This window comes from Brachybacterium sp. SGAir0954 (assembly GCF_005490785.1).
Classification (GTDB): Bacteria; Actinomycetota; Actinomycetes; order Actinomycetales; family Dermabacteraceae; genus Brachybacterium; species Brachybacterium rhamnosum.
This window is the reverse complement of sequence record NZ_CP027295.1, coordinates 581393-595875: the sequence shown is the minus strand read 5'-3', so window position 1 is coordinate 595875 and position 14483 is coordinate 581393. Positions and strand designations below refer to the sequence as shown.

Genomic DNA, 14483 nt, shown 5'->3' with positions numbered 1-14483 from the left:
TCAGTCCGCCTTCCTGCGCAGGACCAGCAGGATCAGACCCACCGCGACCAGGCACTCGAGGACGATGATCACGGAGATCGCGCTCGCGGAGCCGTAGTGCCCGGAGGTGAACGCCGTCTTGTACATGTAGGTGGTCACGAGTTCGGAGGCCTGGCCGGGCCCGCCGTTCGTGAGCAGGAACGGGATGTCGAAGCCGCGCAGCGCGTAGGTCGTCGCCATGATCAGCGTCGTGACGAACACCGGCATGATGTGCGGGAAGCGGATCCGGGCGAACACCTGCCAGGCGTTCGCGCCGTCCAGCGACGCGGCCTCCTCGAGCTCGCGGGGCACGGAGAGCAGCGCCGCGTAGAGGATCACCGTGTACAGGCCCAGGAACCTCCAGCCCTCGGGGACGGAGACCGCGGTGAGCACCGTGGAGACATCGGAGAGCCAGGGCCGCGCGAGCGCGTCGAGGCCCACGGCCCCCAGCAGCGTGTTCACGAGCCCCTCGGGCTCGAAGGAGTAGATGCGCTGGAAGAGCAGGGCGATCGCGGGGGTCGAGATCACGGCCGGCATCAGGTAGAGCACCTTGAGCACCTCGCGGCCGCGGGTGATCGTCATGAGCAGCGTCGCGACGAGCAGGCCGCCGCCCACCTGCAGCAGCAGGCAGATGACGAGGTAGACGAGCTGGTTGCCGAAGGCCGTGCGGAACACGTCGTCGTGCAGCAGCAGCGCGCGGTAGTTCTCGAGCCCCACGAAGTCGAGGCCCGTGATGCCGTCCCACTCGAAGAAGCTCAGCACGAGCGACTGCACGATCGGCAGCAGCACGCCGCCGCCGAAGAGCAGCAGGGGCGGGGCGAGGAACACGAGCACGGAGAGCCGTGAGCGATGGGGGAGCATGCCTCCTCCTTCCATGACGAGCGGGAGCCGCTCAGTCCTCGAAATACTTCGGGGCGTTGGTGGTCAGGGCCTCGTCCATCGTGGAGAGGAACTGCTCCGGGGTGACGTCCCCCTGGACCAGCAGCACGAGCTCCTGCTGGAGGCGCGAGTTCGTCGCCGGGTCCAGCTGCGTGTCCCAGGGCATGAGGGTCGCCTCGCCGAGCTCCGCGGCGACACCGATCGCCTCCTGGTAGATCGGCAGCGCGTCCTCGGGGACCACCGGGTCGATGCCGGTGGGGCCCAGCAGGCCGCTCTTCGCGTACTCCGCGGGGTAGCGCTCGAGGACGAAGGCGAGGAAGTCCCGCACGAGCGGGTCGTAGGTCTGCGCGTTGACGGCGACGCCGATGCCGGAGGGGGCGACGAACTCGTCGGCCCCGGTGACGGAGCCGTCGGTCACGGGGAGGGTGAAGAAGCCGATCTGCTCGCGCATCGCCTCGGGCAGCGCGGAGGTCGCGAGGTTCGGCAGCTCCCAGGTGCCCATGTTGTAGATCGCGGCCTTCCCGGAGGTGAACAGCGCCTGGGCGTCCGCGTAGCCCACGGAGGAGAAGCCCTGCTGGAAGGCGCCCACCTCCCCGAGCTTCGCGAGCCAGGCGGCGGAGGCCGCGCCGGGCTCGTCCGCGAAGGCGGCGTCGGCGGACTTCAGCTTCGTGACGTAGTCCGGGCCGGCGATGCGGAAGGGCTGATAGGCGACGTACCGCTCGAGCGGCCAGGCGTCCTGCCCGCCCACGGCGATCGGGGTGGCGCCCGTCGCCGCGAGCGCCTCGCACGCGGAGGTGAGCTCGTCGAGCGTGGTGGGCACCTCGACGCCGGCCTCCTCGAAGAGGCCCTTGTTGTACCAGAACAGCTCGACGCCGAACTCGAGCGGGATCATCCGCAGGGAGCCGTCGTCGAAGCGCTGGTAGTCGAGCGCCGCGGGCCGGAAGTCCTCGAGCACCCCGAGCTGGGTGAGCAGGTCCTCGACGTCGATCATGCGCCCGGCGCTGTTGAGCTTCGCGGCGAAGGGCGTGGCGTCGGTGTCGAAGAGCTCGGGCAGCTCGTTCGCGGCGGCGAGGGTCTCGTACTTCTGGATGTAGCTGGGGCGGTCCGGGGTGGTGATGAGCTTCAGGGAGAAGCCGTCGTGCTCGGCGGCGTAGTCCTCCGCGAGGGCCGTCATGATCTCGATGACCGGGCCGTTCGCGGGCCGCGAGAGCAGCCACGAGATGGCGCGGGGCTCGATCTCGCCGTCGACGGCTGCGGCCGTGGAGGCGGCGCCCCCGGAGGAGCCGCCGCACGCGGCGACGAGGGGGAGGGAGGCCGTACCGGCGGCGAGGGCCAGGAACTGCTTGCGCTTCATGAGTGTCTCCTTCGACAGGTCCGAGCGGGTCAGGCGGTGGTGACGTGCAGATCGGTGAGGCTGAGGGTGGCGTCCTCGGCGAAGACGCCGAGGCGGCCGACGGGGTGGTCGTAGATCCGGGTGGAGAGGGCGACCTTCTCGTCGAGGACGGCGACGAGCAGGTCCTCCTCGAGAACGAGGTCCAGGCAGTGCTCGGGGGAGGAGAGGTCCGCGGGGCGCTCGAGCTCGATGAGGTGGGGGACGTCGCCGGAGATCTGCCACTGCTCGGTGCCGGTGACGGTGCGGGGCCAGCGGTCCAGGACCATGCGCCCGGCGCGCGGCTCGAGCCGCAGCACGTAGCCGCGCTCGCCCTCGGCGTCGGTGCGCAGCAGCAGCCCGCCCGCGCGACCCTCGGGGTCGAGCCGCAGGCGGGCGCGGATCGTGGCGCGGGAGGGGAGCTCGTGGGAGCCGACGGCGGACTCGTAGTGGGTGGGTGCCGCGATCGTGGTGGGGGCGAGCCCGGCCTCGACGGGGGCGGCGTCCGCAGCGAGCACCTCGGGCGGGAGGCGCAGGTCGAGGGTGCCGTCGGCCTGCTGCACGGCCTCGAGCAGGGAGAGCGTGCCGGCCCACTGCCAGGGGCCGTCGTCGCGGCGCCCCTCGCGGGTCGCGATCCAGCCGGCGAAGATCCGCCGGCCCTTCCAGGTCGCGGACTTCGCGGCGTAGAAGGAGCGGGCGTCGAGGGAGTCGTGGCGGGGTGCGTGCCAGGGGCCCCCGGGGGAGCGGGACATGCGGTAGCGGGTGACGAAGGCGTCGGTGAACTCGGAGTACACGAGGTACCACCACTCGCCGATGCGGAACACCTCGGGGCACTCCTGGGTGAGGAAGCGGCGCGGGTCCCAGAGCGGGGCGGCCGGCTCCCAGCGCTGCAGGTCGGCGCTCGTGAGGCGGCCGACGATGCCGCGACGGCGCTCGGGGCCCGTGCTGCGGCGGGCGGCGAGCAGCATCTGCCAGGGCTCGCCGGGGGCGGTGCGGTGCACGAAGGGGTCGCGGAAGTCCGCGGGGTCCCAGCCCTCGGGGGCGCCGAAGGTGTGCGCGGGCTGCTTGTCCCAGTGCAGGAGGTCGGTGCTCGTGGCGTGGGCGACGAGCTGGAGGGGCCGGCCGTCCGGTGCGGTGCGCGCGGGGTTCTGGGCGGTGGAGAAGAGGTGGTGGAGGCCGTCGTCGTCGGTGACGACGCTGCCGGTGTAGCAGTTGAGGTCCTCGTCCTCGGGGCCGCCGTGGGGGAGCACCTCGCCGTGGTCCGTCCAGGTCACCAGATCGGTCGTGGTGAGCAGGTGCCAGGAGGTGCCCTCGCCGATCGCCTCGCGGCGATGGTGCAGGTAGTAGACGTACAGCGTGTCCTCGTGGACGAAGGGGATCGTGTCGCCCACCCAGTCCGGCGCGGGGGTGAAGAACGGTGCTCGGTGCATGTCACATCCTCGTGATCAATCGTTTGATCAGGGACTGTAGATCTCCGGTCGTCATGTGGTCAAGCGTTTGATCACATAGATTTCGCGGAGCCGGGCGCCGAGCGGCGACCGTCCGCGGCCCGGGCCGCTCAGTGCGAGCGCAGCACCATCCCCGTGACCTGCGCGGTCCCGCCCTCGGCGAGCAGCCGCACCTGCTGCTCGCCCTCCGCGGGATGCGCGCCCAGCGAGATCACCGTGCGGCCGTCGTCGAGGAACACCTCGACGCTCTGCGTGTCCACGACGACGTGCAGGTGCGCCGATCGCGCCGCCTCGTCCACCGGGGCGCTCGCCGCGGTGAGCCCGGCGAAGGGATCGCCCTCGCCCAGGTTCCCGTCGGTCGCGGCGCTCCCGCTGCGGTCCACCGTGAGCGCGCCCCCGCCGATCGTGATCCGGGTGCCGCGCGCGGCGTCCTCGCCTCCGAGCACCACGAGGCCCACCGCGCTCGCGTCCTCCCAGGCCAGGTCCATCTCGAGGGTGAAGGCGGGGCCCAGGTCGCCCAGATCCGCCTCGCCGTCCACCTCCTGGTCCCCGAGCGTGCGGGTGGCCGAGGCGGCCGCCGCGAGCGCCGGGACCGGGGTGCTCACGAGGGTGAGCGAGCCGTCCTCGTCCCGCTGCAGGCGCACCTCCCGCACCACCGAGTACTGCCCGTCGTAGCCGTCGGAGTCCGCGGTCGCGGAGCCCTCCCGCGCATAGGCCCAGTTGTTCATCCAGCCGATCCCGAGCCGCACGTGCTCGGGATCCTCCGGGGACGGCCAGGTCACGCCCGCGTACCAGTCCCATCCCCGGTCCAGCCAGCGCGGGGCGGGATCCTCCGGCGTGAAGCGCTCCCCGTCCCAGGTGCCCACCCAGTACGCGTAGGCCGTCGGCTCACCCGCGCCGCTCCCGTCCAGGCTCGCGCCGAGCACCCAGTGCGCGCTGCCGTCGCTCGCCGTGAGCGTGAACAGGTCCGGGCACTCCACACCGCCCAGGTCCGGGAGGTCCGGCGCGGCGTCGCGGTAGGCGAAGTCCTCCCGCCGCTCCCAGGAGCGAAGGTCCGGCGAGGTCCAGAGGGTGACGCGGTGGTCGCGGCCGATCGCGCACACCCACTGGTCGCGCTCCTCGTCCCGCTGCAGCTTGGGGTCGCGGAACCACGAGGCCTGGGCGATCTCCTCCTCGCTGCGCGCCGCGGGGCCCTCCTCGTTGCGCAGCACCGGTTCGGGCTCGAGGGTGAAGGCCGTGCCGTCGGGGGAGGAGGCGAGGTACTGCTCCTGCAGCTCGGCCTTGCCGTCGGTGGGGCGCGTCGCGAGCGCGACCACCGTCCCCTCGCCGAGACCCGCCGTGCCGCGCTCGTCGACCACCGCGGAGCCGGACCAGACGTCCGCCACGTCGTCCCCGGTCAGCGCCGGGGCCTGCGGCTCGAAGGTCACGAGGTCGGTGCTCGTCCAGTGGCCCCAGACCGTCGCCCCGGGGGCCGGCTCCTCCGCGTGCAGCAGCCCGTACACGTGGTGCACGCCGTCCAGGACGAGCGGTCGCTGCGGGTCGCCGACCCACCCCGCGGCAGGCGTGAGGTGCAGGCGCGCGCGGCGCGAGGCGGCGTCGGGGGTGGGCGCGGCGGTCGTCGGGGAGCCCCCGCTCCCGCCCCCGTCCTCGCGGGTGCAGGAGGCCGCGAGCAGCACCGCGCCGGCAGCGCCCGCGCCGAGGCCGGTGCGGCGCAGCAGCGTGCGTCGGCCGATCGGGGCCGACGGGGCGGCGGAGGGGTGCGGGGCGGGGGTCATGGGGCTCCTGGGGTGGACGGTGCAGGGACACGGTCACCCTCGTCCGTCACCTCGACGGTACCGACCGCGCCCCGCGCCGCTCCACCTCGTGTGAGACCCGCCCCCTCAGCCCCGCTCGCGCGCGAGGTCGAGCAGGAGCCGGTGGAAGCGGTCCTCGCCCGCGACCTCCGGGTGGAAGGCGGTCGCGAGCAGCGCCCCCTGCCGGACGGCGACGATGCGGCCGTCCTCGAGGCGCGCGAGGACCTCCGCCGCGGGGCCGACGCCCGTGACCTCGGGCGCCCGGATGAACGTCGCGGCGACCGGCACGGGGCCGAGCGCGGGCACCGGCAGCGTGGTCTCGAAGGACTCGTTCTGCCGGCCGAAGGCGTTGCGCCGCACGGTCACGTCGAGCCCGCCGAGGGTCTGCTGCCCGGCGATCGCGTCCTCGACGCGGTCCGCGAGCAGGATCATCCCCGCGCATGTGCCGTACACGGGCAGGCCGCCGCGGATCGCGGCGACGAGCGGCTCGCGCAGGCCGAAGATCCGCGTGAGCTTGTCGATCACGCTCGACTCGCCGCCGGGCAGCACGAGCCCCTGGACCGTCTCGAGCTCCTCCGCGCGGCGCACGGGCACCGCCTCGGCGCCCAGACCCCGCAGGGTGCGCGCGTGCTCGCGCACGTCCCCCTGCAGGGCGAGGATGCCGATCCGCGGCGCGCTCGTCATCCGCGCTCCGCTCACCAACCGCGCTCGGCGAGCCGGTGCGGGGCGGGGAGGTCCGCGACGTTGATGCCCACCATCGCCTCGCCGAGGCCGCGCGAGGCCTCCGCGATGACCTTCGGGTCGTCGTGGAAGGCGGTGGCCTTGACGATCGCTGCCGCGCGCTTCGCGGGATCGCCGCTCTTGAAGATGCCGGAGCCCACGAACACGCCGTCGGCCCCCAGCTGCATCATGAAGGCGGCGTCCGCCGGGGTCGCGACCCCGCCCGCGGTGAACAGGACGACGGGCAGCGCGCCCGTCTCCGCGACCTCCTTGACCAGGGCGAACGGTGCCTGGAGGTCCTTCGCGGCGAGGTAGAGCTCATCCTCGCTCTTCGCGGCGAGCTCACGGATCTGGCCGGTGATGGTGCGGATGTGCTTGGTCGCCTCGGAGACGTCGCCGGTGCCGGCCTCGCCCTTGGAGCGGATCATCGCGGCGCCCTCGGTGATGCGGCGCAGGGCCTCGCCGAGGTTCGTCGCGCCGCACACGAAGGGCACGGTGAAGCGGTGCTTGTCGATGTGGTGCACGTAGTCGGCGGGGGAGAGGACCTCGGACTCGTCGACGTAGTCCACGCCGAGCTCCTGCAGCACCTGCGCCTCGACCTGGTGGCCGATCCGCGCCTTCGCCATGACGGGGATGGAGACGGCCTCGATGATGCCGTCGATCATGTCCGGGTCGCTCATGCGGGAGACGCCGCCCTGGGCGCGGATGTCCGCGGGGACGCGCTCGAGGGCCATGACGGCGACGGCGCCGGCGTCCTCTGCGATGCGGGCCTGCTCGGGGGTGACGACGTCCATGATGACGCCGCCCTTCAGCATCTCGGCGAGGCCCCGCTTGACGGTGCCGGTGCCGGTGGTGGGTGCGCTCATGGGGCTCTCCTCGGGTCGGGCGGAGTCTCCGCCCCGCATCTATGGCCTAGGCCAATCATTGGCCTAGGCCGAAAGTATCATCGGGGCGCGGGGAGCGCGCGAGGGCCCGCCACCCCGTGAGACGCCCGGCCGTACACTCGGGCAGGTGGGGAGCACATCGAGCGCGACGATCACCGGGGCCACGGCCGCGGAGATCGCCGCGAGCGTGCGCGGCCTCATCGAGCGCGGGGACCTCCCGCCCGGCGCCGCCCTGCCCCCGGTGCGCGCCCTCGCCGAGCAGCTCGGCGTCAACCGCAACACCGCCGTCGCCGCCTACAAGCGCCTCGCCCGCGACGGCGCCGTCATCGCCCAGGGCCGCGCCGGCACCCGCGTCGCCGGCCGCCCCGCCGTCGCCCAGGAGGGATTCGCCCCCGCCGGCACGCTCCGCCGCCTCGCAGGCGAGGTGCCCGAGGGCACCCTCCGCGACCTCGGCACCGGCAATCCCGCCCCCGCCCTCATCCCGGATCTCGCGCCCGCGCTCGCCGGTGCCGTCGGCCGGCCCGTGCTCTACGGCGAGCCCGTCATCGACCCCGGCTTCGAGGCCTGGGCTCGCGACTGGGTCGCCCCCGACGTCCCCACCGGGGCCGACGCCGCGCTCACCCTCACCAGCGGCGCCGTCGACGCGATCGAGCGGCTGCTCGCCCAGGCCCTCGTGCGCGGCGACGCCGTGGCCCTCGAGGACCCGTGCTTCCTCGCGAGCATCCAGACCGTGCGCCACGGCGGCTACCGCGCGATCCCCGTGGCCGTCGACGCCGAGGGCATGACCCCGGACGGCCTGCGCGCCGCCCTCGAGACCGGCGCCCGCGCCGTCGTCACCACGCCCCGCGCCCAGAACCCCACCGGCGCCTCGCTGAGCGCCCGCCGTGCCCGCGAGCTGCGCGCGATCCTCGCCGAGGATCCGTACGTGCTGGTCATCGAGGACGACTACTACTCCTTCCTCTCCCGCTCGCCGTTCCGCTCGATCGTCGGCCCCGGGCACCACCGCTGGGCCCTCGTGCGCTCCGTCTCGAAGTTCCTGGGCCCGGACCTGTGCCTCGCCGTCACCGCGACGGACCCCGCCACCGCCGAGCGCCTCGCCCTGCGCCTCAGTCCCGGCACCACCTGGGTGAGCCACCTCCTGCAGCGCCTCGCCCACGGTGTGCTGCGGGACGAGGCGGCGCTCGCGCTCATCGAGCGTGCCGGCGCGCACTACGCCGAGCGCGGGGCGGCGGCCGCCCGCGCCCTCGCCGCGCACGGGATCGAGGCCGCGGCGGGGGACGGCATGAGCCTCTGGGTCCCCGTGCCGCGCCCCGCCCCCGAGGTCGCCGCGGCCCTCGCCCGCAGCGGCTGGCTCGTGCGCACGGGGGAGGAGTTCCGCCTCGAAGTGGGCGAGGAGCCCTCACGCCACCTGCGGCTCACCGTGCACGACCTCGACGACGCCGAGCTCGAGCGCCTCGCCGCGGATCTCGCGGCCGCCGTCGCGGACTGACCCCGCCGGGCCGTCCCGCCAGCGGATCGCGCGCCCGTCGGACCCGCCCATCCCGCGATGTCAGCGTTGACATTGTGAGTGTAAGCGCTAACATCATCGCCATCGGAGCGCCAGAGCCGGCGCCTCCGAGATCCCCACCCCCGGTCCCACCAGCCTCTCCACCGCCGGGACCCCCAGGTCGGCGCCCACCGTCGGGCGCGACCGCCGCACCTAGGAGCACTCGATGAAGAGAAGGACCCTCCTCGCCACCGGACCGCTGGCCGCCGCGCTCGTCGCCGGCACCGCCGCGTGCTCGGGCCAGATCCAGACCAACCAGGGCGGCGGCGCCGCGACCTCCGGGGACGGCACCACGATCCCGCAGCTGACCTTCCCCGCCGAGGTCGCCGAGAACGTCGCCGGCATCACCAACTTCAACCCGTTCTCCCCGAACGTGACCTCGAAGAACTACTTCTACGAGCCGATCATGATCCGCAGCTCCATGAACTGCGAGGTCGTCCCCTGGATCGCGACCGAGTTCGCCTGGAAGGACGACACCACCCTCGTCTTCACCATCCGCGACGGTGTGACCTGGTCCGACGGGAAGCCGCTCACCCCGGACGACGTCGCCTTCACCCTCAACCTCCGCAAGCAGTACCCCGCGGCGGACGACATCGGCCTGTGGAACGACGTCTTCGGCGCCCCCGCCGAGTCCGTCGAGGTGGACGGCCAGGACGTCGTCATCTCCTTCTCCGGCCTCGCCGCCGCGAAGTTCGACTCGCTCATCACCGCGAAGGTGCTCCCGCAGCACGTCTGGGAGGACGCCGGGGACCCCACGCAGCACGTCGACGAGAAGCCGGTGGGCTCCGGCCCCTTCGACCTGGGCTCCTACAACGGCCGCCGCCTCCAGCTCACCCGCCGCGAGGACTACTGGCAGGCGGACAAGGTCAAGGTCCAGGAGCTGATCCTCGAGGGCAACTACGACGCCACGAACGCCGCCCTCAAGCTCACCGCCGGCGACCTCGACGCCTTCTGGGGCGAGATCCCGAACCCCGAGCAGGCCTTCGCCTCGAAGGACGAGAAGCTCAACCACTTCTGGTACGCCCCGGCCGGCTCGACCGTGCTCACCTACAACCTCACCAAGTCGCCCTTCGACGACGCGAAGCTGCGCGAGGCGATCTCCCAGGGGCTGGACAAGGACGAGATCAGCGCGAAGGCCACCTACTCGGTGATGAAGCCGGCCTCGCAGACCGGCCTCAAGCTGCCCTACGCCGAGAACCTGCTCCCGGACTCCTACAAGGACCAGGAGACGGTCCTCCCCTTCGACACCGCGAAGGCCGAGGAGCTGCTCGACGCGGCCGGCTACGCGAAGGGCTCCGACGGCTTCCGCACCCTGCCCGACGGCTCCGCCTTCGCCCCGAAGTTCCTCGTGCAGGCCGGCTGGATCGACTATCAGGCCGCGGCCGACGTCGTCGTGCGGAACCTGCAGACCATGGGCATCAACGCCTCGGTGCAGACCTCCCCGCCAGAGGCCGTGGACCAGGCGAAGAAGGACGCCGACTTCGACATGTGCCTGGAGTACCTCCACGGCGGCTGCGAGGTCGCGCGCAACCTGGGCTCCAAGCTCGCCTCGGACCAGGTCCCCACGAAGGACACGGTCAAGGCGAACGTGGGCCGCTGGGAGGACGCGCACACCGACGAGATCGTCGCCGAGCTCTCCGGCGAGACGGACCCGGAGAAGCAGAAGGCGCTCACCGGCGAGCTGGTCGAGATCATGATGACCCAGTACCCCGTGACCTGCCTGTTCTACGCCCCGGCCCGGATGATCTACCGCACCGACAAGGCGGAGGGCTGGCCCTCGGAGGAGGACCCCTACGGGACGAACTCCGAGATGCTCATGATCATCACCCGCCTGGTGCCGCCGAGCGCCTCCTGACGCCACGGCCGGGGCGTGAGCGCACCGCCCCGGTCGTGCCCTCCCGAGTGGAACGGAGCGCTCCGTGAAGTACTTCCTGCGCCGGATCGGCTACTTCCTGCTGACCCTGTGGGCCGCGATCACCCTGAACTTCCTCATCCCGAGGCTGCAGCCCGGCGACCCCGCCGAGCTCATGATCCGCCAGATCTCCGGTCGCGACACCGAGATCGACCCCGCCCGCATCGAGGCGATGCGGGTCATGCTGGGCCAGCCCGACGGCAACCTCTTCGAGCAGTACCTCGCCTACCTCGGCCAGCTCGCCCGCGGCGACTTCGGCTACTCCTACACGTACTTCCCGGCGACGGTGACGGACGTGATCGGCCGGGCCCTGCTGTGGACCCTCGTGCTCGTGGGCGTGACGCTCGTGCTCTCCTTCGTGCTGGGCACGGTGCTGGGCGCCTTCGCCGCCTGGTGGCGCAACTCCCCGTTCGACTCGATCGTCACGCTCGGCTCGACCTTCGTGGGGACCCTGCAGTCCTTCTGGGTGGCCCTGCTGCTGCTGTTCGTCTTCGGCTACGTGCTGGGCTGGTTCCCCACGGCGGGCGGCTACGAGGCCTCGATGCCGGGGCTGAACCTCGAGTTCCTGCTCGACGCGGTCAAGCACTCGGTGCTGCCGGCGGCGGTGCTCATGCTGCTGGGCCCGGTGGGCTGGGTGCTCGGGATGCGCAACACGATGATCCTCAACCTCGGCGAGGACTACATCCGCCTCGCCCGCGCGAAGGGCGTGCCGGACAAGCAGATCGCCCTGCGCTACGCGGCCCGCAACGCGCTGCTGCCCTCGGTGACGGGGCTCGCGATGGCGCTCGGCGGGATCCTCGGCGGGCAGATCCTCATCGAGACGACCTTCGACTACCCGGGGCTGGGCCGGCTCATGCAGCAGGCCGCCTCCGGCAAGGACTACCCGCTGCTGCAGGCGCTGCTGCTGTTCACGATCGTCGGCACGCTCGTGGCGAACCTCGTGGCGGACATGCTCTACGGCGTCCTGGACCCGCGCGCCCGGAAGGCGGCCTGAGATGAGCGAGAACCCCTCGAACCCCACCCCGGCCCCCGACGTCGCCGATCTCGCGCTCGCCGAGGCGGAGCAGACGGACCGGATCGACCACGGGCCCGGCTGGTTCCGGATCCTGTGGTCCTCGAGGAAGGCCCGCGCCGGGATCGTGCTGCTGGGCCTGTACGTGCTGCTCGCGATCCTCGCGCCCGTCATCGCCCCGTACCGCGGGGACGACACGAGCTTCGCGCCCGTGCTGCTGCCCGGCGGCGAGCACCTCATGGGCACCACCACCCAGGGCGCGGACATCTTCAGCCAGCTCATCTGGGGCACCCGCGTCTCGCTCGTCGTGGGCCTGTTCGGCGGGCTCTTCGCGACGGCCGTGGGCCTCGTGATCGGCCTGACCTCGGGCTACTTCGAGGGCACCTGGATCGACGACGTGCTCTCGCTGCTCACGAACGTCGCCCTCGTGGTGCCGACGCTGCCGCTGATCATCACCCTCATGGCGTACTCCGAGGTGCGCTCGATCTGGTTCACGATCCTCATCATCGGGATCATCTCCTGGGCCGGCGCCGCCCGCTCGAAGCGGGCCCTCATGATCACCCTGCGCCACCGCGACTTCGTCACCGCGGCGAAGTTCGCGGGGGACCGCACGCCCACGATCATCGCCCGCGAGATCCTCCCGCAGATGACCTCGCTCGTGGCCGCCGGCTTCTTCGGCGCGGCGACCGGCGCGATCGGCGCGGAGGCCGGGCTGAGCTTCCTGGGGCTCGGGAACACCGAGTCCGTCTCCTGGGGGACCATGCTCTACCAGGCCCAGCTGCAGGGGGCGCTCGCGCAGGGGCTGTGGGTGTGGCTGCTGGTGCCGGGCCTCGCGCTGTCCGGCCTGATCATGGCGCTCACCCTCATCAACTTCGGCATCGACCTCATCTCGAACCCGCACCTGCGGGAGGACGGCTGACATGGACCGCCACGCATCCGCGCCCGACGACGTGACCCCGATCCTCGAGGTCGAGGACCTCACCGTCCGCTACGCCCCGAAGCTGCACCCGGCCCTGGACGCCGTGGACCACGTGTCCTTCTCGATCCGGCCCGGCGAGTTCGTGGGCCTGATCGGCGAGTCCGGCTCGGGCAAGTCGACGCTCGGCACCGCGGTGCTGCGGCTCACCGAGCGACCCGGCTCGATCACGGGCGGCACGATCCGCTTCGACGGCATGGACATCACGAGCATGAGCCAGGAGGAGCTGCGCCCCTACCGCTGGCGCGACTTCTCGACCGTCTTCCAGAGCTCGATGAACGCGCTGAACCCCGTGGTGCGGGTCGAGGACCAGTTCCGCGACGCGATCGAGCTGCACTCCTCCCGCCGCGGCGGGGAGGTCGTCGAGCGGATCAAGGAGCTCTTCGACCTCGTGCTCATCGACCATCGGTTCATCCGGGCCTACCCGCACGAGCTCTCCGGCGGCATGAAGCAGCGCGTGAACCTCGCCCTCGCCCTCGCCAACGACCCGAAGTTCGTGCTCCTGGACGAGCCGACGACAGGCCTGGACGTCGTGGTGCAGCGCTCGATCCTCGAGGGCGTGCGCCGCCTGCAGGCGGAGCAGGGCTTCGCGGTGCTGTTCATCAGCCACGACATCGGCACGGTCATGGACCTCTCCGACCGCATCCTCGTCATGTACGCGGGGCGGATCGTCGAGGAGCACGACACCGACGACCTGCTGCGCGAGCCGCTGCACCCGTACACGAAGGGCCTGCTGGGCTCCTACGGCGACCCCCGCCAGGAGACCGTGCGGATCACCTACGTGCCGGGCCGGCCGCCGGACCTCTCCCAGCCGCTGCAGGGCTGCCCCTTCGCGCCGCGCTGCCCGGAGAGGATCGACCGCTGCCTGACGGACGCGCCGCCGCTCGTGGAGATGCCGACGACCCGCACCGAGGGCGCCGTGACCGCGCTGCGCCTGGACGCGGCCGGAACCTGGCGGCCGCCGCGCGCCGCCTGCCACGTGGCGCTGCTGCAGCGCACGGAGCCGGGAACCCCCGGCCTGCCCGAGCGGACGGTGCGCTTCGCCGGTCCCGCCTTCGAGAAGTCGGTGGGGGAGACGACGGAGGCGCTGCGCGGGGAGGTCCTGCTCGACGTCGCCGACGTGACCAAGGTGTTCAGCTCCCGCCAGGGTCTGCGCCGGCGGGAGACGCTCGCCGTGGACGGCGTGAGCTTCCAGCTGCGCCGCGGCATGGTCACGGCGCTCGTGGGCCAGTCCGGATCGGGGAAGTCGACGCTCGCCCGGATGATCACGGGCGTGGACCGCCCCACCTCCGGGTCGATCACCTTCCACGGCCGGCAGGGGCCCGTCGACGTCGGCACGCTGGGCGGGAGCGGCCTGCGCGGCTACCGCTCGCTCGTGCAGATGGTCTTCCAGGACCCGTACTCCTCGCTGAACCCGAACAAGACCCTCGAGTACATCCTGTCGCGGCCGCTGCGGAACCACCGGCAGATGGGCCGGGCGGAGCTGGGCGCCGCGATCGACGAGCTGCTCGAGCGGGTCGCGCTGACCCCGGCGCGCCGCTACCGCAGCCGGCACGCCTTCGAGCTCTCCGGCGGGCAGCGCCAGCGCGTCGTCATCGCCCGGGCGCTCGCCGCGGAGCCGGAGCTGATCATCGCGGACGAGCCGATCTCGAGCCTGGACGTGTCGATCCGGGCGGAGGTGCTGGACCTGCTGCAGCGGCTCGTCGCGGACTCCGACGTCGGCATCCTCTACATCACCCACGACCTGCTCTCCGCGCGCATGCTCGCGGACGACGTCGTCGTGCTGAACCAGGGGCGCGTGGCGGAGCACGGGATCGCGATCGACGTGATCCGCGACCCGCAGGACGAGTACACGCGGCGCCTGCTCGACGCGATCCCGAACCCCTTCGCGGACATCTACAAGCCGTAGGGGCCCGGGATGGGGAG

The 14483-nt window shown here is 72.4% G+C and carries 11 protein-coding genes; 5 read left to right on the top strand and 6 right to left on the bottom strand.

Annotated features, from left to right (window positions below):
- The 6 genes from C1N80_RS02610 to pdxS all read right to left on the bottom strand — a co-directional run bounded on the left by C1N80_RS02610 (nt 1) and on the right by pdxS (nt 7093).
- On the bottom strand, nt 1-879 hold the full coding sequence (locus tag C1N80_RS02610) for a carbohydrate ABC transporter permease (RefSeq protein WP_137769358.1): 879 nt from the start codon (nt 877-879) through the stop codon (nt 1-3).
- A gap of 31 nt (nt 880-910) precedes the next feature.
- Complete coding sequence (locus C1N80_RS02605) at nt 911-2251, bottom strand: ABC transporter substrate-binding protein (protein ID WP_137769357.1); 1341 nt, start codon at nt 2249-2251, stop codon at nt 911-913.
- Nucleotides 2252-2280: 29 nt separating this feature from the next.
- A complete protein-coding gene (locus C1N80_RS02600) occupies nt 2281-3696 on the bottom strand; it encodes a family 43 glycosylhydrolase (RefSeq protein ID WP_137769356.1) in 1416 nt (471 codons plus the stop codon).
- 128 nt (nt 3697-3824) lie between these two features.
- On the bottom strand, nt 3825-5489 hold the full coding sequence (locus tag C1N80_RS02595) for a glycoside hydrolase family 32 protein (protein WP_137769355.1): 1665 nt from the start codon (nt 5487-5489) through the stop codon (nt 3825-3827).
- A 105-nt stretch (nt 5490-5594) separates the two neighbouring features.
- On the bottom strand, nt 5595-6191 hold the full coding sequence (gene pdxT, locus C1N80_RS02590) for a pyridoxal 5'-phosphate synthase glutaminase subunit PdxT (RefSeq protein WP_137769354.1): 597 nt from the start codon (nt 6189-6191) through the stop codon (nt 5595-5597).
- 11 nt (nt 6192-6202) lie between these two features.
- Complete coding sequence (gene pdxS, locus C1N80_RS02585; protein WP_137769353.1) at nt 6203-7093, bottom strand: pyridoxal 5'-phosphate synthase lyase subunit PdxS; 891 nt, start codon at nt 7091-7093, stop codon at nt 6203-6205.
- A 145-nt stretch (nt 7094-7238) separates the two neighbouring features.
- On the opposite strand from pdxS, the gene C1N80_RS02580 reads away from it, so the two are divergent.
- The 5 genes from C1N80_RS02580 (at nt 7239) to C1N80_RS02560 (ending at nt 14466) form a co-directional block, all read left to right on the top strand.
- The gene (locus C1N80_RS02580) at nt 7239-8600 is read left to right on the top strand and encodes an aminotransferase class I/II-fold pyridoxal phosphate-dependent enzyme (RefSeq protein WP_168197997.1); all 1362 of its coding nucleotides are present in this window, start codon (nt 7239-7241) and stop codon (nt 8598-8600) included.
- A 223-nt stretch (nt 8601-8823) separates the two neighbouring features.
- Nucleotides 8824-10512, top strand: a complete 1689-nt coding sequence (locus tag C1N80_RS02575) for an ABC transporter substrate-binding protein (protein WP_137769352.1) — start codon at nt 8824-8826, stop codon at nt 10510-10512.
- 64 nt (nt 10513-10576) lie between these two features.
- Nucleotides 10577-11563 (top strand): ABC transporter permease, encoded by a 987-nt coding sequence (locus tag C1N80_RS02570; protein ID WP_137769351.1) that lies wholly within the window; start codon nt 10577-10579, stop codon nt 11561-11563.
- A 1-nt stretch (nt 11564) separates the two neighbouring features.
- On the top strand, nt 11565-12500 hold the full coding sequence (locus tag C1N80_RS02565; protein ID WP_137769350.1) for an ABC transporter permease: 936 nt from the start codon (nt 11565-11567) through the stop codon (nt 12498-12500).
- 1 nt (nt 12501) lies between these two features.
- Nucleotides 12502-14466 carry an ABC transporter ATP-binding protein gene (locus tag C1N80_RS02560; RefSeq protein WP_137769349.1) on the top strand — a complete coding sequence of 655 codons (1965 nt, stop codon included), beginning with the start codon at nt 12502-12504 and terminating at the stop codon, nt 14464-14466.
- Nucleotides 14467-14483: the final 17 nt, after the last annotated feature.

Coding starts and splice junctions, on each gene's coding strand:
- C1N80_RS02605 (WP_137769357.1), bottom strand. CDS start 2,251: ATGAAGCGCAAGCAGTTCCTGGCCCTCGCCGCCGGTACGGCCTCCCTC.
- C1N80_RS02575 (WP_137769352.1), top strand. CDS start 8,824: ATGAAGAGAAGGACCCTCCTCGCCACCGGACCGCTGGCCGCCGCGCTC.
- C1N80_RS02610 (WP_137769358.1), bottom strand. CDS start 879: ATGCTCCCCCATCGCTCACGGCTCTCCGTGCTCGTGTTCCTCGCCCCG.
- pdxT (WP_137769354.1), bottom strand. CDS start 6,191: ATGACGAGCGCGCCGCGGATCGGCATCCTCGCCCTGCAGGGGGACGTG.
- C1N80_RS02595 (WP_137769355.1), bottom strand. CDS start 5,489: ATGACCCCCGCCCCGCACCCCTCCGCCGCCCCGTCGGCCCCGATCGGC.
- C1N80_RS02565 (WP_137769350.1), top strand. CDS start 11,565: ATGAGCGAGAACCCCTCGAACCCCACCCCGGCCCCCGACGTCGCCGAT.
- C1N80_RS02600 (WP_137769356.1), bottom strand. CDS start 3,696: ATGCACCGAGCACCGTTCTTCACCCCCGCGCCGGACTGGGTGGGCGAC.
- pdxS (WP_137769353.1), bottom strand. CDS start 7,093: ATGAGCGCACCCACCACCGGCACCGGCACCGTCAAGCGGGGCCTCGCC.
- C1N80_RS02560 (WP_137769349.1), top strand. CDS start 12,502: ATGGACCGCCACGCATCCGCGCCCGACGACGTGACCCCGATCCTCGAG.